19 protein-coding genes and 1 other RNA gene are annotated in these 25,975 nt (G+C 56.4%); 15 read left to right on the top strand and 5 right to left on the bottom strand.

Annotated elements, in window-relative coordinates; genetic code table 11:
- Positions 1 to 170: 170 nt before the first annotated feature.
- Both Q31a_RS24505 and eboE read right to left on the bottom strand, forming a co-directional pair.
- The gene (locus Q31a_RS24505) at positions 171 to 983 is read right to left on the bottom strand and encodes a glutaminyl-peptide cyclotransferase (protein ID WP_145083764.1); all 813 of its coding nucleotides are present in this window, start codon (positions 981 to 983) and stop codon (positions 171 to 173) included.
- Positions 977 to 2,323, bottom strand: a complete 1,347-nt coding sequence (gene eboE, locus Q31a_RS24500; protein WP_145083761.1) for a metabolite traffic protein EboE — start codon at positions 2,321 to 2,323, stop codon at positions 977 to 979. Before eboE ends, Q31a_RS24505 begins: the two co-directional genes overlap by 7 nt.
- Here eboE and Q31a_RS24495 point away from each other — a divergent pair.
- The 4 genes from Q31a_RS24495 (at position 2,322) to aroA (ending at position 8,795) form a co-directional block, all read left to right on the top strand.
- Positions 2,322 to 4,949 carry a M1 family aminopeptidase gene (locus Q31a_RS24495; protein ID WP_197355629.1) on the top strand — a complete coding sequence of 876 codons (2,628 nt, stop codon included), beginning with the start codon at positions 2,322 to 2,324 and terminating at the stop codon, positions 4,947 to 4,949. The two genes, eboE and Q31a_RS24495, sit on opposite strands and share 2 nt — an antisense overlap.
- A 76-nt stretch (positions 4,950 to 5,025) precedes the next feature.
- Positions 5,026 to 5,730 (top strand): DUF6702 family protein, encoded by a 705-nt coding sequence (locus tag Q31a_RS24490; protein WP_315851671.1) that lies wholly within the window; start codon positions 5,026 to 5,028, stop codon positions 5,728 to 5,730.
- A gap of 12 nt (positions 5,731 to 5,742) precedes the next feature.
- On the top strand, positions 5,743 to 7,110 hold the full coding sequence (locus Q31a_RS24485) for a competence/damage-inducible protein A (protein WP_197355627.1): 1,368 nt from the start codon (positions 5,743 to 5,745) through the stop codon (positions 7,108 to 7,110).
- Between the two features lie 377 nt (positions 7,111 to 7,487).
- A complete protein-coding gene (gene aroA, locus Q31a_RS24480) occupies positions 7,488 to 8,795 on the top strand; it encodes a 3-phosphoshikimate 1-carboxyvinyltransferase (protein ID WP_197355625.1) in 1,308 nt (435 codons plus the stop codon).
- Here the strand turns inward: aroA and Q31a_RS24475 are convergent.
- Positions 8,760 to 8,990 (bottom strand): hypothetical protein, encoded by a 231-nt coding sequence (locus tag Q31a_RS24475; protein WP_145083749.1) that lies wholly within the window; start codon positions 8,988 to 8,990, stop codon positions 8,760 to 8,762. The two genes, aroA and Q31a_RS24475, sit on opposite strands and share 36 nt — an antisense overlap.
- A gap of 447 nt (positions 8,991 to 9,437) precedes the next feature.
- Between Q31a_RS24475 and Q31a_RS24470 the strand changes: the two genes are divergently transcribed.
- The 5 genes from Q31a_RS24470 to Q31a_RS24450 all read left to right on the top strand — a co-directional run bounded on the left by Q31a_RS24470 (position 9,438) and on the right by Q31a_RS24450 (position 14,847).
- Complete coding sequence (locus Q31a_RS24470) at positions 9,438 to 10,214, top strand: glucosamine-6-phosphate deaminase (RefSeq protein ID WP_197355623.1); 777 nt, start codon at positions 9,438 to 9,440, stop codon at positions 10,212 to 10,214.
- 65 nt (positions 10,215 to 10,279) lie between these two features.
- Positions 10,280 to 11,191: an N-acetylglucosamine-6-phosphate deacetylase gene (locus Q31a_RS24465; protein WP_145083743.1), complete on the top strand. Its 912-nt coding sequence runs from the start codon at positions 10,280 to 10,282 to the stop codon at positions 11,189 to 11,191.
- A gap of 454 nt (positions 11,192 to 11,645) precedes the next feature.
- Positions 11,646 to 13,220, top strand: coding sequence for an OprO/OprP family phosphate-selective porin (locus tag Q31a_RS24460; RefSeq protein WP_145083740.1), 1,575 nt, complete (start codon positions 11,646 to 11,648; stop codon positions 13,218 to 13,220).
- Between the two features lie 59 nt (positions 13,221 to 13,279).
- On the top strand, positions 13,280 to 13,882 hold the full coding sequence (locus Q31a_RS24455; protein ID WP_145083737.1) for a hypothetical protein: 603 nt from the start codon (positions 13,280 to 13,282) through the stop codon (positions 13,880 to 13,882).
- Positions 13,883 to 14,352: 470 nt separating this feature from the next.
- Positions 14,353 to 14,847, top strand: coding sequence for a low molecular weight protein-tyrosine-phosphatase (locus tag Q31a_RS24450; protein ID WP_145083733.1), 495 nt, complete (start codon positions 14,353 to 14,355; stop codon positions 14,845 to 14,847).
- A gap of 630 nt (positions 14,848 to 15,477) precedes the next feature.
- On the opposite strand, the gene Q31a_RS24445 is transcribed toward Q31a_RS24450, so the two are convergent.
- Positions 15,478 to 16,659, bottom strand: a complete 1,182-nt coding sequence (locus tag Q31a_RS24445) for a glycine C-acetyltransferase (protein WP_145083730.1) — start codon at positions 16,657 to 16,659, stop codon at positions 15,478 to 15,480.
- Between the two features lie 69 nt (positions 16,660 to 16,728).
- Positions 16,729 to 17,775, bottom strand: a complete 1,047-nt coding sequence (gene tdh, locus Q31a_RS24440) for an L-threonine 3-dehydrogenase (RefSeq protein ID WP_145083727.1) — start codon at positions 17,773 to 17,775, stop codon at positions 16,729 to 16,731.
- Between the two features lie 651 nt (positions 17,776 to 18,426).
- Here tdh and Q31a_RS24435 point away from each other — a divergent pair.
- From Q31a_RS24435 to recR, 6 genes are all read left to right on the top strand, one after another.
- On the top strand, positions 18,427 to 19,554 hold the full coding sequence (locus Q31a_RS24435; RefSeq protein ID WP_145083724.1) for an NHL repeat-containing protein: 1,128 nt from the start codon (positions 18,427 to 18,429) through the stop codon (positions 19,552 to 19,554).
- A 621-nt stretch (positions 19,555 to 20,175) separates the two neighbouring features.
- The gene (locus Q31a_RS24430; protein WP_145083721.1) at positions 20,176 to 21,756 is read left to right on the top strand and encodes a hypothetical protein; all 1,581 of its coding nucleotides are present in this window, start codon (positions 20,176 to 20,178) and stop codon (positions 21,754 to 21,756) included.
- Between the two features lie 235 nt (positions 21,757 to 21,991).
- An RNA gene (ffs, locus tag Q31a_RS24425) (signal recognition particle sRNA small type) lies at positions 21,992 to 22,086 on the top strand.
- Positions 22,087 to 22,352: 266 nt separating this feature from the next.
- Positions 22,353 to 24,386, top strand: a complete 2,034-nt coding sequence (gene dnaX / locus Q31a_RS24420) for a DNA polymerase III subunit gamma/tau (RefSeq protein WP_145083718.1) — start codon at positions 22,353 to 22,355, stop codon at positions 24,384 to 24,386.
- Positions 24,387 to 24,516: 130 nt separating this feature from the next.
- Positions 24,517 to 24,858, top strand: a complete 342-nt coding sequence (locus Q31a_RS24415) for a YbaB/EbfC family nucleoid-associated protein (protein WP_145083715.1) — start codon at positions 24,517 to 24,519, stop codon at positions 24,856 to 24,858.
- Between the two features lie 52 nt (positions 24,859 to 24,910).
- Complete coding sequence (recR, locus tag Q31a_RS24410; protein WP_145083712.1) at positions 24,911 to 25,513, top strand: recombination mediator RecR; 603 nt, start codon at positions 24,911 to 24,913, stop codon at positions 25,511 to 25,513.
- Positions 25,514 to 25,975 lie beyond the last annotated feature (462 nt).

Here is a 25,975-nt window from a genome sequence, read left to right as displayed (position 1 = left end):
CGGGTTCACCCGCTTGGGCGACAACGGGGGACCGCTGTGGGGTTGAAACTGGGGAATCGAGGCATTCTCAGCTCCATTTGGCAGAGCTGCGGAGTGGAGCGATCTGCAACACCAATGCCGAGGCGTTGGTGCAGGTGCTCCCCGCCTGGCAACCCTCTTCTGCGGAGAATCTAGGGGCTGAGTGCTGGGGATGTGGCCAATGGATTCTTAATTTCAAACAGCTGGGGCCAATTCTTGCCGGTGACATACATTTTTTGGGATTCAGCATCGAAGGCGATGCCGTTGAGAACGTGCTCGCGACTAGGACGCTGCCGGAAGGGGTAGATGGCACTGCAATCGATCCAGCCCAAGATCTGTCCCGACGCAGGATCGATCCGTGCGATCTTGTCGGAATACCAAATGTTGGCCAGTAGTTCGCCATTGACGTATTCCAATTCGTTGAGCTGGTCGATGTAACGCCGCCCCTGTTTGACACGGATGCGTCGGATTTCTTGGAAGGTCTGCGGGTCGAGAACTCGAATGGTGCTGGAGCCATCACTCATGAAAATTTGTCGCTCTTCATCGTCGGCCAATCCCCAGCCTTGGCCGGAGTATTGCAATGCGCCAATCGGCTTCAGCGTGGCTTTGTCATACACCATGCAGACGCGTTCCTTCCAAGTGAGTTGGTAGATGCGATCTCCCAGAATCGTAATCCCTTCCCCAAAAAATCTTGCGTCGAGGGGGATCTGCTGGAGGACGCGGCCCGTCTTCAGGTCTACGCGACGGAGCGTTGAAGTGCCGTAGTGTCCGGTGCCTTCGTAGAGGGTGTCGCCCTCGACAACGAGCCCTTGTGAGAACGCCTGGGAGTCGTGAGGGTAGCTTGCGATAACTTCAGCGTAAGTGGTGGTTACCGATGCATTGTCGGGTTGCGCATTGGCGGAAATCACTGCAAACAGCAGGAGCCCCACGATGGGGAATGCTAGCCACCAGATTCGCTTTAGCATCGAAGATCCTCTTCCTCGAGTAACGTGTGGAAGTACTGCAACTCTTGGGCGATCCCCTCGGAAAGAGTGGCCGCTTGCATTGACTCGGGAAGCACCGGCCAAGCATAGGTTTCTACTTCAAAGTGCCCCGTAAACCAAGCGGAATCGGCAACCCGATCGTATTTATATTCCGTTAAGTAGCGAGTGGCATCGCGGATGTCGCTTTGCGTTGTTCGCAGCAGCTCGAATTGCTCAACAAAGATTGGCACGTGAAAATGGATTCTCCAGTCTTGTTGAGGCATCGTGCCATCCTCCGGCAGCCAGTTCTCCAGCGCTTGGGGCAGGTCGGACACGAGTGCTTGGAACGTACCGTCTGGGTTGCAGCGTGTGACTTGGTGCAAATATTTAGGTTCGTTGAACGCCTTCAATTGAGCCAGCATTTCGCCGCCACGGGAGGCATCGCCCGCGTGCAGCGACCAGGGGACGTGTACGGCAGAAGAAATTTGAACCTTGCCAACGCGGATTCCATTCTGGCGGTAGAGTTCCAGTGCGGTGGTTTGCGGCTCGAACATGACACCGCTGTGGCACACGTCATGGCAGACGGACAGATAGCGTCGGGCGAGTTCTGCATCGGGACCACGAAACAAAAAGTGTTCGAAGAATTCGACCATCTCGGGCGCTGTATTGAGCACACAACCCGGTTCGGGTTCGATGGCAATCACAATTTCACGGCCACTGTTTTGCGCCAAGCGATCGCAGAACTTGGCGACTTCGTGAAGGTGGTCGGCCGCTTCTTTGAAGTTTTCTGCGTGCCACGGAGCGTGGGGCCAGCCAAGCGGTAAGGTCGAAATGGAGCCCGTCGCACCGGCAGGGAGGATCGCATCGAGGATTTCTGCCAAGCACATTGTGTAACGAGCACGGGAGTGGCAGGTCCAGGTCGGCTCATAGACCTGGTGTTTCACGATCGGTTGGTGAAAATCCCCCTGAGGAAAGCCATTCAGGGTATAAGGGAAGAAGTGGTGCTCATTCAACCAGCCACGGAAACGCTCGAGAGCCCCTTCTTCCAAGAGGCTGTTGGCCGCGTCTTCCGCCAGCCACAGTCCAACCGGCAGCTGGCCAGTGGGAACGACCTGCTGCCGCACCGCCGCAGCATGCTGCAGCAAATTCTGCTGTGCCTGCTCAAGGGTCGTACCAGCGTGAACATTGGTGCAATAGCCAAATGGGTAGGTTGACTGCGACATTTTGTACACTTGTTGAGGAATATCCAAGATGGGACGCGTGTGCGCGTTGAATGCAGGCCACGTCCCAATTCTAATGCATTGCAGCGATGTTAGGTGATCCGTAGTTGAAGGAGTTCTCATGGTCCGCAGTATTTTGTTCGTGATTTTAATGGCACACCTCTGTATTGGGCCCGCCTGGGGGCAGGTGGTGCGCAATGAAAAATACGGTCAAGAGGACAAGTTCCGACAGTTGGAAGAGTCTTTGCCAACACCCAATACCTACCGCAATGCTTCTGGCGAGCCAGGCCCCGCGTACTGGCAGCAGCGTGCTGACTACGTCATCGATGTGCAACTCGATGATCAGAAACAGCATGTGACCGGCCGCGAAACGGTGACGTACCACAATCATTCTCCCCACGCATTGCGCTACTTGTGGTTGCAGGTTGACGCGAACCTGTTCAGTCCCGATTCCGATGCCAACAAGCTGCAGACGTTTAAGCCCGATTCGCGACTCTCGCTGGAGGCATTTCGGAAGCTGCAAGCCAAGCAGGCGTTCGATGGCGGTGCCGAAATCACCAAAGTCGTCGATGAATCAGGCAGCCCGCTTCCCTACACGCTCGTCAAAACGATGATGCGCATCGACTTGCCGCAAGCGATCGCACCTGGAGAACAGTTCAAATTCAGCATCGATTGGAACTACCAAGTCAACGACTCCGACATCGTCAAGGGACGCACGGGGTGTGAGTATTTTGAAAAGGACAAAAACTACATTTACGAAATTGCCCAGTGGTTTCCCCGCTTGGTGGCCTACACCGATGCGAACGGCTGGCAGCATAAGCAGTACTTGGGAACGGGCGAGTTCACCCTTGAGTTGGGCGATTACTTAGTCCGCATCACTGTACCGAAGGATCATATCGTTGCCGCCACTGGAGTGCTTCAAAACGCAGGCGAAGTCTTGTCGGAAGAGCAGAAGGGACGGTTGGAACGAGCGCGAACCGCCAAGCGACCGGTCTTTGTGGTGACACCCGACGAGGCTTTGGCGAACCAGAAGGAACAAGCCGAAGGGGAGCAGACTTGGGTTTTTCATGCTCAAAACGTCAGGGACTTTGCCTGGGCCAGCAGCCGAAAGTTTATCTGGGACGCCCAGGGACACGCTGTCGAAGGCAATTCCGTGATGGCCATGTCCTTCTACCCCAATGAAGCGGAACCGCTGTGGAGCCAGTATTCGACGCATTCGATTATCCATACCCTGAATGTTTACAGCCGCTACACCTTCGGATACCCCTACCCCACTGCCATTAGCGTGAATGGGCCTGTGTATGGTATGGAATATCCCATGATTTGCTTCAACGGCCCGCGTCCCGATGAGGACGGCACGTACTCGGAACGCACCAAGTACGGTTTGATCTCCGTGGTAATCCATGAAGTGGGCCACAATTACTTCCCAATGATCGTCAATAGCGACGAACGCCAGTGGACTTGGATGGACGAAGGGCTGAATACCTTCTTGCAATACTTGGCTGAACAGGAGTGGGAAGACGAATATCCGTCGCAGCGTGGAGAGCCAAGTGCGATCACGGGCTACATGCGCAGCTCCCAGCAAGTTCCTATCATGACCAACAGCGAATCGGTCTTGAACCTGGGGGCCAACGCCTACGGAAAACCCGCGACGGCTCTCAATATTTTGCGAGAGTCAATCCTGGGGCGCGAATTGTTCGACTTTGCTTTCAAGGAGTATGCGCGGCGTTGGAAATTCAAACGCCCCATGCCGGCCGATTTCTTTCGCACCATGGAGGATGCATCTGGAGTTGATTTGGATTGGTTTTGGCGAGGTTGGTTCTACACGACCGATCACTGTGATATTGCCATTGATAGCGTGAGTTGGAAGGTCCCCGATGAGGGAGACCCGGATGCCATCTCCGATCGTAAGCGGCAAGAAAAAGCGGACCGCACACCAACTCTTTCCGATGTCCGCAATCAAGAGCTCGCCAAACGCATCGATGAATTCCCCGAATTGAAGGATTTCTACAACAACGACGATCCCTTTGAGGTGACTCCCGAATCGCGCAAAGCGTACGCGCGCATGTTGGAAAAACTCACAGAAGAAGAGAGGGAGTTGCTCGCTAACCAGCAGAACTTCTACACCATCACCTTCAAAAATCTTGGGGGGTTGGTGATGCCCATGACGCTGCGTGTTTTATACGAAGACGAGAGCGAGGAGATTCTCAGGCTGCCAGCCGAAATTTGGCGCCGCAACAATCAAACGGCGAGCACGTCGGTGCTGTCTGACAAGGTGGTGAAGAGTTTTGAACTCGACCCCTACCGAGAATCGGCGGATACCAATCGTGATAATAATTACTTTCCTCCACGGTTTGAGCCCAGCCGCTTCCAGTTGTATAAGAATGATAAGCCGCGGAGTGCCGACAACCCCATGAAGTCCGCTGCACGCAAGGCGGAAGCCGAGCGCAAGCGAAAAGAGAGTGAGGCCAAGAAGGCGGCTGAAAAAGAGCAGGCCGAGTCGGAGAAGGATGCTACCGAGAAGGATGCTGCAGAGAAGGCTGCTCCTGCTGCGGACAGCAAAAAGCCGGCCGCTACCGACAATCCCAATGCTGCTGATGCAGCTAAGGAGGAGGTCGCGGGCGAGACCAAAAATAGCCAGCCCGAAGCGACCACTGATTCGACCGACGGAGCCGCGTCGGAGAGCGAAGCGCAGCCGGCTGAGCCAGCCGCTGAGGTCCGTCCAACTGCGAATGCCGACGATGCGTAGGAAGTCGGCGGGCTGAAGAAATGTTCCATTACGCGATATGGCTCGATTGAACCAAAGGGGTTTTGTGTTGCTCGAAATGATTGCCAAGTACCTGGGCTTAAGCACCGTGGTGCAGCCATGCCAACGTAGCTGGTTCACCACTGCGATTGCTAGAATCGTTGTAGGCGTGTGTGGAGTGTGGATGCTCACTAGTACGGTGCTGGCCCATCCGTTTCACATCAGTACAGCGGAGATGGAGTTCAATAAGAAATCTGGTCGTTGGGAGATCGCTTTGAAGTTGCAAGCGGTCGACGTGGAACAATCGCTCAGCGCTCAACTGAAACGCAAAATCAATCTGGAAAAAGAAGCGCGCATCGACGAACTGCTAACAGCCTACCTTTCCGGGCATTTCTATCTGGCTGAGCAGGCGGACGTGCTGGTTGCACGGGAAAACTCAGAAGAACTGCAGCGTGATGTGCAGAGCCCGGCCACTAACGAGGGAGCCAAGGCGGATGCCGCTGCGACCTCCGGGGAGGGCGTCGCATCCAAGTTGGCCGAGAACCGTTCCAGCCTGCATTGGGTAGGCAAGGAGCTCGATACGAACTGGTTGTGGGTCTACTTCGAGATTACGCCTCTGAAGGACTCGGGGCAGCCGCAAGTGTTGGTCAATTCCGTGTTAGTCGATTGGACGTCTGGGCAAATCAACACTGTTTCGGTGAGGAATGCTGGAAAACGAACCGCGTTAAAGATGACTGCCAAGCAGCCGTGGGCCAAGTTCTCTAAGGCTTGGGCAGAGAACTAAAAAGGAATTTATGTGCACGCTGAAATTATTGCCATTGGTGACGAGCTCACCAGTGGGCAACGTCTTGATACCAATTCCCGTTGGCTCAGCCAACAACTCGGCGACCTGGGGATTCAGACCGCTCGCCATACCACGATCGGCGACAGCCTGAGCGACAATGTCGAGGCCTTGCAGCGGGCCGTGGCACGTGCCGAGGTGGTCGTCTGCACGGGTGGACTAGGACCAACGCTCGATGATTTGACGCGTCAAGCCATGGCCGACGCGTTCCAGCTGCCTTTGGAACTGGATCAGGAGTCGCTCGATAAAATTGTGGCGATGTTTGCAAGCCGCAACCGAGAGATGCCTGAAAACAATCGCGTGCAAGCGATGTTTCCACGCGGCAGTCAAATCGTGCCCAACCCCCATGGATCCGCCCCCGGCATCGATCTACAGGTTGCCGCGCCCCAGCAGGCCCGCACCGGGGAGTCACCAGGGAACGTCAATCGCAGCTGCCGCGTGTTCGCTCTTCCAGGAGTGCCGGCCGAGATGAGGCAGATGTGGCTGGAGACCGTAGCGCCGCGTTTGGAACTCCTGCTCGGGAGTCAACTTGGGCGACTTCACTATCACGCCGTCAAAGTCTTTGGGATTGGCGAAAGTGATGTGGAAGTCAAGTTGCCGCAATTGATTGCGAGGCAGCGGACGCCGACGGTCGGTATTACGGTCAGTCGCGCCACGATCACGCTGAGAGTTGCCGGTCGGGCCACCGATGCCGCCACCTTCCAGCATCAGATTGCTCCGACGCTGGGCGAGATCGAATCGGCGTTGGGGGATCTCGTTTTCGGTGCCGGGGACGACGAATTGGAGCACGTGGTGGCTCGAAATCTGAAGCAGCAGGGGCGGACTCTTGCCTGCGTGGAAGTGGGAGCTGCGAGTTGGATTAGCGATTGGTTGCTGAAGGTGGATGAGCCCCAGTGTCGTTGCTTTGCTGGTGGCGTCGCATTTCCCAATCGGAGTGCCGCTGAGCGTTGGTTGGAGCGGGAGCCCGCAGCGGAATCCAAGACCATCACGAGTGGTTGCGGCGAGATGGAAAACGCTTCGGAAACACTCGAAGACGAGCGCTGGACGGCCATTGCGAGATTGGCTGCAGAGCGATTTGGAGCGGAGTTGGCGCTCGTGGTCGGTGTCTATCCATCCGTTAAGGAAATGGAATGCACCAACGGGACGTTCGACTTCGTGTTCGCGCTGGCTACCAGCACGACCGTTCATTTGGAGAGGCGAGCTATGGGAGGACATCCCGATGTCCTAGGCCCACGCGTTGCCAAAACGGGGCTTGATATCGTGCGGCGCTATCTGGCAAACGAGGGCTTGACGCGCAACGGCCTAGCGAACAACGGCCAGTGAGTTGTCCTCGTCGCAGCCCGCTTGTTGAATTGGCAACTCGCCACGTCACGGCTTATTGAAATCGCAAGTCGCAGCGTGGGCAAGGCCGGAGGCATTGTTCCTAGAGCGTGATTAGGGGGGGGGGCTGCCAGTGCGGTAAGATGAAGGCGTCGCTCAAGGTGATGCGCTGCTGGAGCATTGACGCCGCGGGGGGATGGGGAGGCAACGCCTGCCCGATATGTTATTCCCGAATAACCCGCAAATTAACCTTGGATGAGCTGCTCGTTCCAATTGTGTTTGGAATCCCCTTCCCATCGAATTGGAAAATACGGTGTGGATGTTACCATTGATGGCCAATCGATTTCGTTCTTCCTTTTTCCCTGAGAGATCCTAGACCAGTGACACACGCCGTGCGACTGCATGCCTGCCCTCCCGTGGATGCCTCGATCCGCCCACCTGGAAGCAAGAGTATCACCAATCGCGCGTTGATCTGCGCTGCCTTGGCGGAGGGACCAAGTTGTCTGAGAGGGGTGCTCGACAGCGAGGACACCGAGGTCATGATCGGGGCTTGGCAACAGCTGGGGGTGAAATTGCGGCATGATCGCTCAGCGGCCACTGTCGAGATTGACGGATGCGGTGGAGCTCTGCCAATTTCCGCAGCCGATCTGTATGTTGCCAATAGTGGAACAACGATTCGCTTTCTAACGGCGGCACTGGCTGCCTGTCACGGAGAATTTAGACTATCGGGGGTGCCCCGCATGCATGAGCGCCCCATCGCTGATTTGTTAGACGCCTTGAGGCAGTTAGGGGCGAACGTTGAAAGCGTGAATCTGGACAACCCGGGGTGTCCACCCGTGCATCTACAAGCCCAAGGGCTGGCCGGTGGCAGTGCAACGGTGGCTGGCAATATCTCTAGTCAGTTTCTGTCGGGCCTCATGATGGCCGCACCGCTGGCGCGTCAAGATGTGAATCTGCTTGTCGAGGGCGCGTTGGTCTCCGTCCCCTATGTGGAGATGACCGCAGAAGTCATGCGTGCCTTCGGCGCTTCCATCCGCGGACCGGTGAGTGGGCCTTTCTCCATCGACGTCAACCATCGCTATGTGGGGACGGATTACTCCATAGAGCCCGATGCCTCCGCGGCCAGCTACTTTTGGGGCGCGGCGGCCATTACCGGTGGCCGCGCAAGAGTTGAGGGGCTGTCCCAATCCAGTTTGCAGGGGGACGTGCGTTTTTGTGAAGTCTTGGAACAGATGGGGTGTCACGTTAAGTATGAGCGGGACGCAATCGAGGTGACTGCCGCTGGGCCCCTGCGTGGCGTTAGCGTCAATATGGCCGACATCAGCGATACCGTGCAGACGCTGGCCGCCGTGGCACTGTTTGCTGAGGGGGCAACGTCGGTACGAGGCGTAGCCCACAACCGCGTGAAAGAAACCGACCGGATTTCAGACTTAGCAAGAGAATTGGAAAAGCTGGGGGCCGAGGTTGAAGAGTTCCATGACGGCTTGCGAATGATTCCACCCACGAAGCTGAAGCCCGCCCAAATCGAAACTTATCGCGATCATCGCATGGCCATGAGCATGGCTCTGGTCGGGCTGCAATGCTCTGGAATTGAAATTCTGGATCCCGATTGCACTGCTAAAACCTACCCAGAGTTCTGGCGCGACCTGGAGCTATTCAGTGGTTGTCGAGTTGAGCGATTGGGTTGATGCGACGTATTGCTGGGCGCGGGCAATGATCTGCTCAATCCTGAGGTCATCGCAGGCCGTTTGAGAGCTTTCGCGAGTATTGAAACCTGCCCCACAGTGGATGCACTCGACGTCGCGCCCTAACAGCTCGACGCGAACCTCCAGCTTGCGACCACACGTGGGGCAATCTCGAACGAAAAAGGTACCAGAAGCCATGGCTGTCTCCATATCTAAGCACTGCGGTTGGACGGGCTAGATCCCTGCCAGCAATGTTCCATAATCCTCGAAATTTCAGGCCTGGTTTGGCGGATGCAACTCTCATGTCGCAGCCGTATTATGCGAAGATCACAAGAGGGAGTCAATGGTTTAACGGGGTGAATCGTTCCTTGATTGGCGTGTTTGCGCCGTCTATTCATCCAAAGTTCATTTTTGGCGTCTGTTATTCTAATCTCGAAAATGATAGCACTGGACGTTGGGAGGGAGTTGCCACCGGACGAGGGGGCTCTTCATATTCGCATCCGAGCCAGTACGATTACCGCTCATGAATACCGATCAAAGCATGGGTGTTGGCTTGAAATGCTCCACGCAAACCACGAAACACCTGCCATGCTGGCGAGTCTCCGCCTGGGCAAATGCTGATTTTACGCAAGGGATATTGAACTGATGAAGATTGTAATTGCGCCAGATCGAGCGGAACTCGGTCATTTTACCGCCCAGCGGGCCGCTGAGACCCTGCGCGATGCACTCGCAAGCCGGGATGAATGCAATCTTGTGATTGCTACCGGTTCTAGTCAATTTGAGGTGTTAGATAGTCTGACACAACAACCCGATATTGATTGGTCTCGCGTAAATGGTTTTCATCTGGATGAATATCTAGGAATCGGCCGCGATCACGCAGCTTCCTTCAGTGGTTACCTCGCGTCGCGATTTGTCGATCGCCTTCCCCTGAAGTCTTTCTATTATCTGGATGGTCTACTTCCACCTGAAACGCTCCAAGCGAACGCGGAGCAGATGTTGCAAGGTCGGCAAATTGACCTGCTGCTGTGCGGCATTGGCGAGAATGGCCATTTGGCGTTCAATGATCCACCTGCCGATTTTTCGGCCAAAGCTTGCTACCACCTCGTTGACTTGGACGAGGCCTGCCGCCGACAGCAGGTTGGGGAGGGATGGTTTGATAGTCTCGAGTCCGTACCGACGCGGGCGATTAGCATGACCGTCAGCCAGATTCTGCGGGCTGACAAAATCTACTGCTCGGTTCCCGACCGTCGCAAGGCAGAGGCCGTGAAGGCCAGTATTGAAAGCGAAATTTCCCCGAACTGTCCCGCCACCGCACTCCGCCAACATCAGGATGTGACGCTGGTATTGGACGAGCCGAGTGCAAGCTTGTTGAGTGACGATGTGCGCGCGGGCTGTCGGCATACCGATGCTCCTCTAGCCTAGCCATCGCGCCCCTTTCGAGACGCCCACTTGCAACTCCGACAAACCGTAAAATCTGAAGCGATGCCATGCAGAACCACTACTTTGATGTGCAAATTAACGGTTACGTCGGGGTCGATTTCAATGACCCCGGCACGTCGGTCGAGCAAGTCGAATTGGCGGCTCGAACGATGCAATCGCATGGTGTAGTAACTGCATTTCCGACGGTCATCACTGCTTCGGAGCAGACCATGACTGGGTGCGTGGCGAATTTGCTCGCAGCGATCCAGGCCGGTGGGGCTGCCGGCCAAGTCTTTCGTGGAATTCACCTTGAGGGGCCGTTCCTGTCACCGGAGTCCGGCTATATCGGTGCGCATCCCAAGCAGCACGCTTCGCCAGCGAATCTTGATCTCCTGAAACGTTTGCATGAGGCAACCGAGGGCTTCCTGAGGCTGGTGACCCTCGCGCCCGAAGTGGACCAGGCTGGGGCCCTGACCCGGTACTGCGTTGCGCAAGGGGTGCACGTTGCGGCGGGCCATACCAATGCGTCGTTGCAGGAGCTCGAGGTCTGCATGGAACAGGGGCTCGACCTCTTCACGCATTTTGGAAACGGCTGTCCCCCCCTGCTCCCACGTCATGACAACATCTTGTTGCGCGCGTTGGCGAAACGTTCGCAATTGCGGTTTACGGTGATCGCAGATGGCTTCCACGTTCCCTCCCTGCTCTTCCGGCACCTGCTGGATTGGCTGCCCGCCGACCGCCTGGCGGTGGTCTCCGATGCTATCAGTGCTGCAGGACTTGGCCCCGGGGAATACCCCTTGGGGGGACGTACCGTTCATGTGGGGGCCGATAAGGCGGCTCGCGATGTTTCGGGAGACCATTTCGTGGGCTCCGCAGCGACGATGCAGGATGCGGATCACTGGCTGTCAACTTCGCTGAGCTTGGATGACAAACAGCGTCAGGCTCTCTTGTACGACAATGCTGCTAAGTGGTTTGCGTAGAGTTTGCCGGTAATTCGTCTATTGACGAGTGCGCGAGCGCGCCATCGGCGTTCGCGGCATGGGCGTAAAACTATGAGGGTTGTAGTTGTTGCAATACTGGTCTTACCTCCAGAATACCGCGTTTACTGCATTCTCACGAAATCTTACCGTAGTTGGCGCATTGCTTGTAACGATTAAAGTTCGAACGCCCAGCTCAATCTTCCGCAATCGATCCCTTCACTGACCTCCGCCATGCGACCGATGGGCAGAGCCGTGCCGGTTTTCCACTGGCCGCTTCGTCAGCCTGGTCCTGGGAATTCTAAGGTCGTCGAAGTGATGGGGTTACCTGCGGAGTACCAACGCGATATCTAAAACCGCCCCAGCTGGCGAAGTGCAATGGATTGCAACTCGTTTGGGGCTGGGAGTATTTGCGGAGCTTTCGTTATCCACTCCTTTGCATGGAAGCAAAGTCTCGATGAAACGCATAACGCGGATAGCACTGTTCCTGGGCGCCTTGGTGGCGGTGGGGGCGGGCTGGGAATGTCGCTCTGGGTACGCTCAGCAAGCATTTTCAATGGGGCCGGAGGGGGCAAATGCTGCTGGTTTTGATTCCGCTGAACGGGCCGGGCCAGCGGTAGATGGAATGCGTATGGCGGCACTTCCCTGGGAAACCGAGCCTGGGGGGCTGGCGGAGAAAGTGCCTGCCAGTGAGGTTGACGCCTTGGCGAAGATGCAGGCTGACCTGGATAAGCGTCTCGCCGATCTTGAAGAGCAATACAAGGATCGGCTTGACGGCGAGAAGCAGGCCAAGGCCGATGCCCAGAAGAAGCCGACGTTCGATGTGGGCGGCCGGATCCACATGGACTACTGGGGCTTCTTGAACAATGATCCCGGAATTGGCTACCTCGAGCATTCTGATCCCACCTCCGCCGCGTACGGTACCGATCCAGAGGATCGCTTTCAGTTTCGCCGCATTCGCTTAGAGTTCGATGGAGCCATCCCACAAAACATGGAGTGGAAGATCCAACTCGACTTCAACAATCCCGGGACTCCTGAATACAAAGATGCATATTTCGGTTGGAACCATTTACCGGGCAATCAGACGCTGCTACTGGGCAATCAAAAGCGACCGTTGGGGCTCGATCACCTCAATAGCTCGCGGTACAACGTTTTTGCCGAGCGTCCTCTGGTGGTGGAGTCGTTCAATGAAGATGCACGTCGTGTAGGAGCTTGCTTCTACGGTGTGACCGAGGACGAGTCGGTGAATTGGCGGTATGGGATTTTTAATTTAGAGAATACCTCTACGGATGGTCGTTTCATCGGAGACTCCTTGCAGATGGGTGGCTATGGCCGCCTGGCCGCAACGCCTTGGTATGACCAAGCTTCTGGGGGCCGCGGCTACTATCACTGTGCCCTGGCTGGTGCCATTTCCAACCCCGATGGAAATGCTGGCGACGCAGCCACCAACGCCAATGAAGGACGTTTCCGAACGCGCCCCGAAGCACGTAGCGACTCCCGTTGGCTCGACACTGGTCGCATTGCTGGCGCGGATTGGTACGAAATCATCGCATTGGAAAGCGTCTTGAATTTGGGACGATTCCAATTGACCGGCGAATACATGACGAACTTCATGCAACGCGACAACGTGACTCCTGGTACGGGAGATGATTTATTCTTTCACGGGTTCTACGTGTACGCCTCCTACTTCCTGACCGGCGAGCATTTACCAATTTCTCGAAGCAGCGGTACCCTCGGACGCGTGAAGCCACATGAAAACTTCTTCCTCGTGGATCGCTTGAGTGGTGGCACGGGCAGTGGCTGGGGAGCCTGGCAACTCGCCGCGCGCTACGACTACCTCGACCTGTCGGACGCGGACATTCGGGGCGGTGTGGGGCAGAGTTGTACGATGGGACTCAACTGGCATTGGAATGCCTACTCAAAAGTGCAGACCAATCTGATCTGCGGAGATATCCGAGATCACAAACTTGTCGGAGGTTTTGACGGGGGAGACTATTGGATTCTAGGCACAAGATTTATGTGCGATTTCTAGGTGGACAATTCGAAGCGGTCTCCCAAATTCCTCGAAGTCGTTTGCAAAAGGGCTGTCAAATGAAATCTGGTTATCTATTGAGCATTGCATTGTTGTTGGCTTCCTCCACCATGGCTTCCGCCTGGGCCGGTGGACACCGATGCTGCTGCGTGTGCGGGAAGCAGGTCTGCGTGTTGGAGGTGTCTCAAGCACAAGAGGATGTGGCCGCCTTCGAAGTGAAATCCAAGGAGATCTGCATTCCTGGCATCAAGTTTCCGTGGGATAAGTGCGGCCCGCGTCGTGGCGGAGAGGTGCGGCGAGTGTGCGTGCTGGAGGAGGTGAAGAAAGAGATCACGGTTTGCAAGTACGATTGGTCTATCAAAACGATCTGTACCACGTGTTGCACACACCACGGACTGCGTCACGGACATCATGCACAAGTTCAACAGGATCAACGCGTACCGTTCGAATACTATACAGCGGACCTTGAGACGCCAGAGACGCTCGGCGGTACTAATGTCTTGGCTGGTGCAGTGTCCTCACCGGTTTCCCGCATGCCTGAGGCTGGAACTCAAGTTTCCGCGGCACTCACGATCGCCGGTCGTCGTCCCACGCTCGACCCCGAGCGTTCCGCACGCGTGTCTGCTGCGGTTCTCACGGCGCGAGCGCCCCAGCTTCCCTAAGCTTGATTCGTTCTTGGCGAAAGAGACTTGTTGACTTCGTTGGATTTTGAATCTCAATACTAAAATTGCGATCAGAATCGAATTGTAGCAACAGCAAGTTCAAGCTTGCTTACCGGTTTGTTCAGGTAGCAGCTCACGGCGTGAGCAAGAGAGTTTGATTGCGCCTACAGAGTAATTGGCGGAACTGCCGCCGCACTGAAATGAAAATTGCGGTTCAATCAACAAGTCATTATCTGGCAGGTTACAATATCAACCCACCGCGAGAGCGAGAGAGAGGGATTGCCGCTATCGTTGATTGGGGGGCTACCTTCGCGGTAAGACTGTAGTCGCCTCTGACTCTTCAGGTACTCAAGCTTCGCTGGGCTCTCCGCAATGTTGGAGGTTTGCAAGTCGTTGACGAACCGTTCGAAGTGTGTCCTCAGCTCCAGCTGCTTGTTGGGACTCCGTTTTTTGACTTAGCGAGTTGGTAGATGACCACTAAGAAGCGAATTTTGTTTGTGTGCTTGGGGAATATCTGCCGAAGTCCAGCTGCTGAGGGAGTGCTACAGCATTTAGCCGAACAGTTGGGAGTGCAGGATGAGCTCGAAGTCGATTCGGCTGGCACGAGCAGCTATCATATCGGTGAACCAGCCGATAAACGCATGCGAACTGCTGCCGCCAAACGAGGAATCGAACTGACCAGCCGCTCCCGCATGGCTTCCTCTCGTGATTTTGCCGCCTTCGACCTTATCGTTGCGATGGACAAGAGCAATTTGCGAGAGTTGCATGGCTTGGCCAATGGGGGAGAGGGGAAGCTGCGGTTACTCAGCGACTATCTGGATGACAGCTGGCCCGAAGAAGTCCCCGACCCATACTACGGAGGTGACGAGGGCTTCGACGAAGTGCTCGACATGCTGGTCGCGGCCGGTCCCAAGCTCCTAGCCGAATTGCAGAATCTACCGGGTGCTACCCCTAACGCCTCTTAAATTCAATCGGCCGTCGCAGGGAATTTGCCATGCAGGGATGGTTACTCCCGGGGGCCGCTTTAAGCCCAACGGTGCGGCCAAGAAAATCCGTTCGCAGGCGCCCTGGTGTTGAGGCCCTGGTCGATACGGGCTGTTGAAATAGTAACCCGCCGCGTGAGCAAGGAAAGATAACCTCTGCTACAAGTCAATTAAGGATGCTACCTCCGCATTAAAATTCAAATTGCCATTTAATCAACAGCCCGGATAGTTCGGGGCTTACTGCTGCCTGACTGGATTGCCTGGCCATAGCGTATCACTAGTCGTCGTGGCTCACTCACTGTCACGGTGAAATTAGAGTTAGGTGACGGTTGGATTTAAGGGAAGGCATTTGCAGGCTTTTGCTTTGCATGCCGTCCAGCAATTTTGTGGCGTCATCGAGCAATAGCAAGGTCGCCCCCCCCCTTTCGCGGTTGCTTCATGCCCTCCTCGCGCTGCAGAGGATTTCTCAGGTTGAAGAAGGTGTGGAGCCACTTCCCCTTTAAGAATCTTCGGAACAATATGTGTCGCCAGATCGCTCCGCCGATCGGTGTTTTCCCGAACGAACCGGCGGAGCAGTTCGGCGACTATCCGCCAATAATTGTTCCGACGGACCTAAAGCCCCATTTCAGATTTGGCTTGGCCGAACATTTCTACTGCGAATTCCAGATCTTCGCGTGAATGGGCTGCGGAGATTTGCGTCCGAATGCGAGCTTTGCCTTGCGGCACTACGGGGTAGGAGAAACCGATGACGTAGACCCCCTTCTCCAACAGGCGGTCAGCCAGCTCGCTAGCCAATCTCGCGTCTCCCAGCATGATCGGGACAATGGGGTGTTCACCGGGAACCAGATTGAAACCTAGCTTAGTAATGGCCTGCCGGAAATATTGCGTGTTCTCTTGGAGTTGATCGCGGAGTTGGGTTGAGTGCTGGAGGAGCTCAAGTGCTGCAATAGACGCGGCGGCGATGGGCGGAGCCAGTGAATTCGAAAACAAATAGGGGCGCGAGCGTTGCCGTAGGAGATCAACGATCTCCTGCTTGCCCGAGGTGTAACCACCACTGGCGCCACCGAGGGCTTTACCGAGCGTACCGGTCAGGATGTCGATGCGGTCGATTACATCATGAAATTCATGCGTGCCACGCCCTTGCTGTCCCATGAAGCCGACGGCGTGGGAATCATCCACCATGACCAGAGCCTGGTACTTGTCCGCCAAGTCGCAGATGCTGGGCAGGTCTGCGATGGTGCCATCCATCGAAAAGACCCCGTCGGTGGCAATCATGCGGAACCGAGCTCCCTGTGCCGCTTGGAGTTGGCTTTCCAGGTCCTGCATGTTGTTATTCTTGTAGCGAAAACGCTGTGCTTTGCACAATCTGACGCCATCAATAATGCTGGCATGATTGAGTTCATCGGAAATGATTGCATCCTCGGCGGTGAGCAGCGTCTCGAAGAGACCGCCGTTGGCGTCGAAGCAGGAGGAGTACAGAATGGTGTCTTCGGTGCCCAAAAATTGGCTGAGCTTGAGTTCGAGTTCTTGGTGCAATTGTTGGGTACCGCATATGAAGCGGACGCTCGCCAGCCCATAGCCCCACTTTTCAATGGCTTCCGTGGCTGCGTCGCGCACCACGCGATGGGAGGCTAAGCCCAGATAGTTGTTGGCGCACATGTTTAGGACGCGTTGTCCCTTGACGTTGACCATCGCTTGCTGAGCCGACTGAAGAACTCGCTCGGACTTCTTGAGTCCGGCTGCTTCGATTTCGCTGAGCTGTTGTTGGAGATGGTCTTGGAATTTTCCGAACATAGGACTTGGTCTCTGGGGGCTAGGCCTGGTGGCAGTGACTTAGGCAACGGTGTTGGGCAATGGTGGAGTCTAGGGCTTGGCAGGTGGCGCATCGCGCCAGTACAGAATCGACTTGCCGGTTTGACCTGTAGCCATCTCGTCGAAGGCGAGTTGGAAATCGGTGTAATGGTGGCGATTGGTAATGACTGGGGAAATATCCAATCCGCCCTGGAGTAAGACGGTCATCTTGTACCAGGTTTCGTACATCTCTCTCCCGTAGATACCCTTGATGGAGAGCATGTTAAACACGACTTGGTTCCAATCGATAGCGATGGGCTCGGCGGGGATACCGAGCATGGCGATCTTTCCTCCGTGGGCCATGTTGTCGAGCATTTGTCGGAACGCGCTGGGGTTGCCGGACATCTCCAGTCCCACGTCAAAGCCTTCCGTCATGCCGAGGTCGGCCTGCACCTCCGCCAGACTCTCATGCTTGACATTGACGGTGCGCGTGGCCCCCATGCGCTTGGCCAAATCCAGACGCCAAGGATTGACGTCCGTCACGACGACAAATCGTGCGCCAGCGTACTGCGCGACCGCCGCAGCCATGCAGCCGATCGGACCGGCGCCGGTGATCAGCACGTCTTCTCCTAAGATCGGAAAGGAGAGTGCGGTGTGGACGGCATTTCCGAAGGGGTCGAAGATAGAAGCTACATCGAGGTCGATGCCTGCATGGTGATGCCACACGTTTGACATGGGAAGCGAAATGTACTCAGCAAAGGCACCCGAGCGATTGACCCCAACGCCCGTGGTCGCAGCGCACAAATGGCGTCGCCCTGCTAGGCAATTCCGACAGCGTCCGCACACGACATGTCCTTCACCACTGACAATTTCACCAGGGTGGAAATCGTTGACGTTCGAGCCGACTTCGACAACTTCTCCTACGAATTCGTGCCCCACGACCAAGGGCACGGGAATGGTCTTTTGAGCCCAGTTGTCCCATTGGTAGATGTGCATGTCCGTGCCACAAATCCCGGTGCGGTCGACACGAATTAAGACGTCATTGATGCCAACGGTGGGCTCAGGGACGTCTTCGAGCCACAGGCCGACTTGGGCTTGGCTTTTGACAAGTGCTTTCATGAATTCGGTCTTCTGGTTCCGAGGGAAGCGATGGGCTGCGTCAACACTGCCGGCTGATTATAAAAAGAAGAGCTGGAGAGCGGGAGACGCAGCAGGGCACTCACTGCCTCGATTCGGAGTGGGAAGTCTGGAAGAGGGGCATTTTTAAGTCTGCGAAACCAGAACTTGAGAAATGCCGCGGCAACTTCTCGAGATTCAGCGGTATGCTCAAGCCGTTTCGCGGCCAGAAAAGTGCAGCAGCGGTGGGCCGTCAGCAGAGAGGAACCGCCAGTAGAGCGTGCTGGGGAGTCCCTTTCTCGCGTGGCGCAGAGTTGTTAACCGCTTGGGCGCGCGGTTGGTGCGCAGGGGCTTGGCCCGCCTTGGAACGATCTGCGGAAATAGTAACCTGCTGCGTGAGCAAGGAACGGTGGTTACCGCTACAGACAGGGCATTTAGGGATGCTACGCTCCGCGTGGAATTGCACATCGCTATTAAATCAACAGTCCCGTAAGGCGAAGTATGGCGACGATAGGCCTGCGCCTAGGGGGCCCAAACCGAGGTTGTTGAGCAGGCCGCCGCTGGCGCTGGTAGAATTGACCGACCACTGGCCCCGCGCTGGTGGCTTCTGGTTTTGGGGCTGTTTTCCGTTTTGCATTGAAGGCGAGCTATATCGTGAATGATACCCACCCATCGGATTCCCAGCGCTGCCCGACTCAAGGCTCCAGTCGAAGACGTTTTTTGACGAGCACCGGCCTTGCCACTGTCGGTGTTATGGCGGCGCATGGAAGTGCACCCCGGATCGCCACAGCCAGCAAAGTAGATTCGGAAGTCATTATTGGCGCAGGAGAGTTCACCTATCGCGTGCATCACCATTGGCCGCAGCTCCCAGACAAATACTCTTGGCAAACCACTCACAATGTGGCTGTGGATAAAGCGGGCAACCTGTACGTGATCCATGAGGGGCTCGAGAAGCAGTCCGACCATCCCGCCATCTTTGTGTTTGATGAGCAGGGGCAGTTCGTCAGAGCCTTTGGACAGCAATTCCAGGGAGGGGGCCATGGGATTGAAGTTCACGAAGAGGGGGGCGAGGAATTCCTGTACATTGCCGCCTATCAGCAAGTGAAGTGTTTGGCCAAGCTGACTCTCACCGGGGAGGTGGTTTGGCAGCAGTTCGCCCCTATGGCAAGTGACAAATATGCGGCTGGGGAAGCCGAGCATCCGCAGCGAGCCTGGGGCCGCGACCACTTTTTGCCGACCAATTTCGCATTTCTGCCCGACGGTGGTTTTCTACTCGCCGATGGCTACGGATCGTATTTTATCCATCGCTATGACGCCGCTGGCCAGTGGCAAAGTTGTTTTGGGGGGCCTGGCAAGGGGCAAGGCACCTTTGATACGCCCCACGGTATCTGGATCGATGCCCGCGGGGCGGAGCCCATCATCATTGTGGCGGATCGCGCCCACCATACCCTGCAACGCTTGAGCTTGTCAGGCGATTATATCGATACGATCGATGGGTTCGGCCTACCGGCCAACGTCGATATCTGCGGAGATCTGATGTTAGTTCCAGAATTGGTGGCTCGCGTGACGATCCTGGACAAGGACAATCAAGTCGTAGCTAGATTAGGGGAGGATGTTGCACGGATTTCGGCAGATCGTCGGCGGCAGATTCGTGAAACCCCCGCAGATTGGCAAGCGGGCAAGTTTGTCCACCCGCACGACGCTTGTTTTGCCGCAGATGGGAGCATTTATGTTGCCGAATGGGTAAAAACGGGCAGGATTACCAAGCTCGAAAAGGTTTGAATTGGCGAGGTGGGGAGTAAGTCTGTGGAGCGAGCCCCCCTTGAAATTTAGGAGAGAGATGCTCAGGAGGGACCGTTTCGGCTTCCGCCAGCGCTTGGGGGCAGTATAATCGCCCCTACCGCTAAGCTGCCCGATGCCCTCGCATGGCCCTTTGATAAAGGTTGATTTGCGAATGGCGGCCCGACTGGAAATGCCTGGCATTGCCAGATTTCGGTGGTTGTTGGGAGCTGAATCGTGAGCTCAGGCTCCCGAAGCTGCGGTGCAACTGGAAACCTGGCGTTTTCAGTCTTAAAGTCGTCGCAATCAATACACTCATGTTGTCGTTGTAAGAGTCTGCAAAGTATGGCGGATCATTGGAAATCGATCGCAAATGTTCTGGGCGCTCCTGGTTTAGGTACTCCTGATGTTGAGGGTTCCTCTGCGCCCAAGCCAAAATCGACGAAAGTGGCAGCTGAAAAAAAGCCCACTGCGTCCCCAATAGCTGATTCGGCCAAGCCGACAGCTGAACCTCCAGCCTTGTCCACGTCCACACCGGATGTTGAGCAGGCGGAGATATCACCTCCTCGCCAAAGCGTTCCCGATTCGGAGCCTTCGGTACCTCATACAAAGAGATCTGACCGAATGTTCGAAAGTGATTCGCCCCCATCCTTGCCCGAGCCGGTTGCGGCCGAGCCCATCGTAGAGCCCCCGAAGAAACGCAAGTCTTCCTGGGACAAATTGGCGAGTATGTTCAATTTGCCGGGGGATCGCAGTGCGCGAGAAGCCCCTGCCCCTGTTCCGACGCCGGTTGAACAGGCACCTAGGGCAGATGTCGTTTCAGAACCGCCTCGGGCGAAGAAAGCACCGACATCTCCCGAAGCTGCCCCAGAAATTTCCGATGAGATGATCTCATTCCGCTCGAAGCCACCTCGCGCAGAGGTTCCGGGCTTTGGTGAGTCGGCCAAGAGTAAAGATTCGAACGCTGCCTTGGACGCCCTCTTCGGCGATGCTCCACGTGATCGCAGTGAAGGTTGGGGGCGGAAGCGTCGCGTAGTTGACGACATCAGTCCCGTGGAGGATGTGGAAGCGGTCGTCGAACTGCCCGAAGCTGAGCTTGGTGAAGAAGTCAGCCGCGCCGACGCTAAAAGCGGTGACGTTGAAGAGGGAAGCGACGAGCGACGCGGTCGACGGCGGCGTCGCCGCGGACGTGGTCGCAGTGGTGCCGACAGCTCTGATGAGTCTACCGAAGCGGTCGATTCCAAAGGAGATTCGTTCGGCCGAGGCTTGCAAGCTGCCGAGGCTGAGCCTGAAGAAGAGCCCGTCGCTCGCGAGCGACCACGCCGCCAAGAGCCATCTTCCAGACGTGAGAGTGCCGGTCGCTCAGAAGCGGATTCTCCACGCAGCGATTCGCGCGGACGCAGTGAAGGTCGCTCTCGCGAGGATTCCAGAGGCCGTCGCGGAAGCAGCCGGGGCGACTCACCAGCTCGCAAAGAAGCCGGCGCACGAGGCGAAGGAAGAGACCGTGCCGATTCGCGCAGACGGAATGGTGGTAACCAGCCCACTTCCTCAGATTCCAAAGTCTGGGGCGGGGCTGAGTTATACGCTCCCGTGGAATCCTCCGGAAATTGGGACGAACCCGATTCGTTCGAAGCGGATCAACTCGATGCCGCAGCCGAGGTGCCAGCCACCGAGGAGAGCCCAAGTATTTCCGAGCGTCGTTCGAACCGCCGTCGTCGTCGTGGCCGAGGCCGTGGCCGCACCAGCGAAGAGACAACGGAAGTTTCGGGCGAGGAGTCAGCAGCACCCACGAGTCGTGCTCCTCGGGGGGATGCAGCAGATGCAGAAGTCCTGCCCGACACCGATGCCGCTCGCGAAGATGCCGGTGATGGCGAAGACGATCGTGGAGGCGAACGGGATTCAAGCCGTCGTCGTAGACGTCGCCGTCCCGCCGAAGCACGCCGCAAGGATGGTGAAGCAGGTTCGGAGCCAGTGCGAGGACCTCGTGAAGAGCGGTCCCGCGACGATCGACCACCACGCAAGAGTAGCCCACGCGTCGTAGATGATGGCGATGACGATGCGATGGCCGAGGATGAAGAAAAACACCGCAACATTCCAACCTGGCAAGACTCGTTGGAAACCTTGGTCACCGCCAACATCGACAACCACAAGAAGCATGAGCATCGTGGTGGACCACGCGGTGGACGTTCCCGCGGCCGACGCTAAGCTGCCCCGCAGTACTGTGTGCGAATTTAACTGTGTGCGAATTTAACTGTGTGCGAATTTAACTGTGTGCGAATTTAACTGTGTGCGAATTTAACTGTGTGCGAATTTAACTGTGTGCGAATTTAACTGTGTGCGAATTTAACTTGGTGCAGAATCCAGAATTCTTCGGATCTAGGCTTCTAAACTGAGTTAACTCGCGTACATTGTTAGGGAAGAGATGTTAGATCACCTGCCTGACAGTGGCTCTCGCGAGGGGGAGCCGTGAACCTGGTCAGGACTTAATTGTAGCAGCCATAAGCGGGGTACTCTTGTGCGAGGGCCTCTGTTGGGCAGGTGGATCATTCTGGGGAATAAATAGCTCTCGCGGTGATGGTTGGGGGTGGTTGGCCAATTATGGCGTCCCACGCTGCCGTCTCCATATCTTTGGCTGCCTGTCTGGCTCCCCCATCTGAAGCATGTGCAGTGCCGGCTGGGTAGATGCCTTGCGTTTTTCTTCCAAGCATCGTTCGACGGGCCTCTGCGAGCCGATGGCTGCGCGTTAGACTGTGGGCTCTCCCGTTTGCATCCAGCGACTCCTTGAGCAAGCAATTAGGTTGATGGTTACCGAAGCCACTGATTCCAACTCCGCCGCCGGATACACCGTCGTAGCGCGGCGTTATCGTCCGCTCGCATTTGATGAGCTTGTTGGGCAGGGGCACGTCGCTCAGGCGCTCGAAAAAGCCATTGCGACCGGTCGCGTTGGACATGCCTATCTGTTCACCGGCGCGCGTGGTGTCGGCAAAACATCGACGGCACGAATATTTGCCAAGGCATTAAACTCTCCCGAGGGCATTGCCCCCGAATTGGCCGCCGACATCGCGCAAGCGGTCGACGCTGGAGAGGACATGGATGTGATCGAGATCGACGGTGCGAGCAATCGTGGTATCGAAGAGATTCGCACGCTGCGCGCCAACGTCAACGTACGGCCGAGTCGATCGCGGTACAAAATCTATATCATTGACGAAGTCCACATGCTGACCAACCAAGCCTTCAACGCTCTGTTGAAGACATTGGAGGAGCCGCCGGCACACGTCAAATTTATCTTCTGTACGACCGACCCCGACAAAATTCCCATCACGGTTCTCTCCCGTTGCCAGCGATTTGATTTCGCTCCGGTCAAATTTGAAGCGATTCAAAAACGCCTCAAAGAAATTACTACCGCTGAAGGCTTTACGGCCGATGATGAAGCCCTGGCGCTGTTAGCGCGTCGCGCGGCCGGGTCGATGCGCGACAGTCAGTCGCTGCTTGAGCAGGTGATGAGCTTTTCCACCGATCGCATCTCGGTCGAACAAGTGCATCAATTGCTGGGAACCGCCGATGAGGGACGCTTGTTGGCAATTGCCGAAGCGCTCTGTGACGCCGACGCGCTCAAAGCGTTGTCCATTGCCGAGGAAGCGACCCGATCTGGCGCAGATCCCGGGCAGCTAGCAGAGCAGCTCTTGAACTACTTCAGGGATATCATGGCCGTGGGGGTAGGCGGTGGCCCCGACTTGCTGAAGCTAGCCAATCCCGTGGGGCATCCGCAACTCCAGGAGTTGGCGAGTCGCTGGGGGTTGCAGACGATTCTGTCGGCGATTCAGATCGTTGACGAATCGTTGGTTCGCATGCGGACCAGCGTTTCGGCAGTCACTCTGTTGGAAGTCGCCTTGGTGCAGATCTGTCAATTGGAAAAATTGGCATCGATTCCAGCACTGTTGGAGGCCGCATTGCGACTTGGTACTACGACGGGCGGTGGGCCGGCAGCGGCGAGTGCAGGCGAAAAAAAAAACAATAGCCCCAACGTAGCCGAGCCCGTTTCGACGCCACCAGCTCGCCCGATCCCAGCGATCCCCGCAGCTGCTCGGCCAGCAGAACGCCACGATGCGGACCGGGGGGAAACCCAGCCTGCCTCTGCGCCCACTGCATCGGTCGCAACTCCCGTCGCGGCAAAATCGGCAGCACCGCCAGTGAGCAATCCGTCGCCGCCAGGCAACTCTGCCCCTGCCCCTGCTCCACCAGAGTCGGTTGCCGTTGCGAACGCCGTATCACCGCCGTCACAAACCTTAGCGAATGCGGTCGCGACACCTGCCCTCGAATCGTCCACCTCGGCCCAGACCAAACCCGCACCCGCTGCACCTGCGACGGAACCAGCAGCGACACCTGCCAGCGCATCTGCTGCCCAACGCCAGCCCGCAGCCCCAATCCACGGCTCGACGGAAGCGCTTGCCGCTTGGAAAAAGGCGGTGAGTTCGATTGACGGGATGTTGGCTGATTTTGCCGGGATGGCCATCGCGGTGGAGCCCCAGGGGAGTGATAGTTGGAACGTCGTTTATCCGCCAGGCGCCACTAAAATTACCGACTATTGTGAGCAGGCGGATCGCCGGGCACTACTGCAACAGACCTTGGACCAATCCCTGGGGCGTACGGTACGCATTAGTTTTTCCTGTGCACCTGGTGAGCCGCCAAAGCTGGTCGCCGCAACACCCCAAGCCACCATTCGCGTGCAGAAATTGCGGCAAGTCTCCGAGGATCCGTTCGTAAAGAAAGTCTGCGAAGTCTTGGATGCTGAAGTCGTGCGAGTGGATCCCCCTAGAATTCCACCGCCGGGCTAAGACGTGTGGCAGATAGGTCTCCGTCCCAGCTGGGAATCTTTTAAGATGCCCATCTCGAAGGGGCATCGCTATCTGGCGCTGAAGTGCGTTGGTCAGTTTGAAATCATACTTTTTTCCTTGAGGTAGAACGATGTTTAAGAATCTAAACGGCCTGGCCCAACTCATGCGCAATGCTGGTTCCATGGGGGAACGCGTCAAAGAGATGCGCGAAGAACTAGCTGCCGAACTAGCCACCGGTAGTGCGGGCGGAGATATGGTGATCGTCGAGATCAATGGAGTGGGGCAGGTCATGAGCCTACGGATTTCTCCCGAGTTGTTTGACAAGAATGATCAAGAGATGCTCGAGGAGCTCATTCCTGCGGCCATGAATGAAGCGCTGACCAAAGTCAGGAAGCTGAGTGTTGAAAAGATGCGTCAAATTACAGGTGGGATCGATCTTCCGGGACTGGATGACGCTCTATCCAGCCTCTAACATGTTCGCGCTGGACCGCTCCAGCTTTCCTCCGTAAACAAGCGCACGCCGTATGGCCCAAGAATCAAGTTCCATCAATGAATTGATTGACCAACTAGGGCGTTTACCCGGAATCGGTCGCAAATCGGCTGAACGTTTGGCCTACCATCTGCTACGCGTTAGCAAGGGGGAGGCGCTTGCCCTGAGTGAGGCGATACGCAACGTCCGCGAGAACGTCCGGTACTGCAGCGAGTGCTTCAACTTGTCCGAGGGGCCGTTGTGCTCCATCTGTACGGATCTGTCGCGCGATACCAGTCTGCTGTGTATCGTCGAGCAACCACGCGATTTGATGGCCATGGAGCAAGCGGGCGTTTTCCGCGGTCTCTACCACGTTCTGCTAGGACGCATTGCACCCCTGGATGGAATCGGGCCCGATCAGCTGACCATTGATGAATTGGTAGAGCGGGTTCGCAAGGGGAATTTCAGCGAGATCATCATGGCTACCAATCCAACGGTGGAAGGGGATGGTTCGGCGCTGTACATCACCAACCAGCTAGCCGATTTCCCCGTGCAGGTTTCGAGGCTGGCCCGCGGCATTACGACCGGTAGTGTGTTGGAGCACACCAACCGCGAAATCCTGGCCGACGCGATGTCTGGGCGTCAGCGAATGCACTAGCCAGAGTTGCACACCTCGCCTGGCAACCGCTCTGCCGCTGTTGCTGTCTCCTGTCTGTTACCCTGTCTGTTTCTGCGGGCGGCCGCAGAGGTGCTCACCAAAATCGCTCACCGACCGGGCCGCTGGTCCGTTACCGAACCGCGTCTCTGCTGCTATACGGGCTGTTGATTTAATCGCAATTTGAATTTTAGTGCGGAGGTAGCATCCTTAATTGACTTGTAGCGGAGGTTATCTTTCCTTGCTCACGCGGCGGGTTACTATTTCAACAGCCCGTATACGAACGGGCTGCTTCAACTCTATTGGACTCTGGAATCGGCCTGCTCTGGCGGCCCATTCTTGACCCTAACCTTCGTGGCCCCAGCCACACGAGGTTGCAACCAAAAACGTTAGAGCGAGAGGAAGTGCTAGAAGTGGTTGATGCACAGGTGGAGGGACCAGACGCTCTCGCCGGCAGTAGCCTCT

The sequence above is a fragment of the Aureliella helgolandensis genome (assembly GCF_007752135.1).
In the GTDB taxonomy this organism is placed as follows: domain Bacteria; phylum Planctomycetota; class Planctomycetia; order Pirellulales; family Pirellulaceae; genus Aureliella; species Aureliella helgolandensis.
Note: the sequence above shows the minus strand (reverse complement) of the source record. Positions and strands in the feature narration are given on the sequence as shown.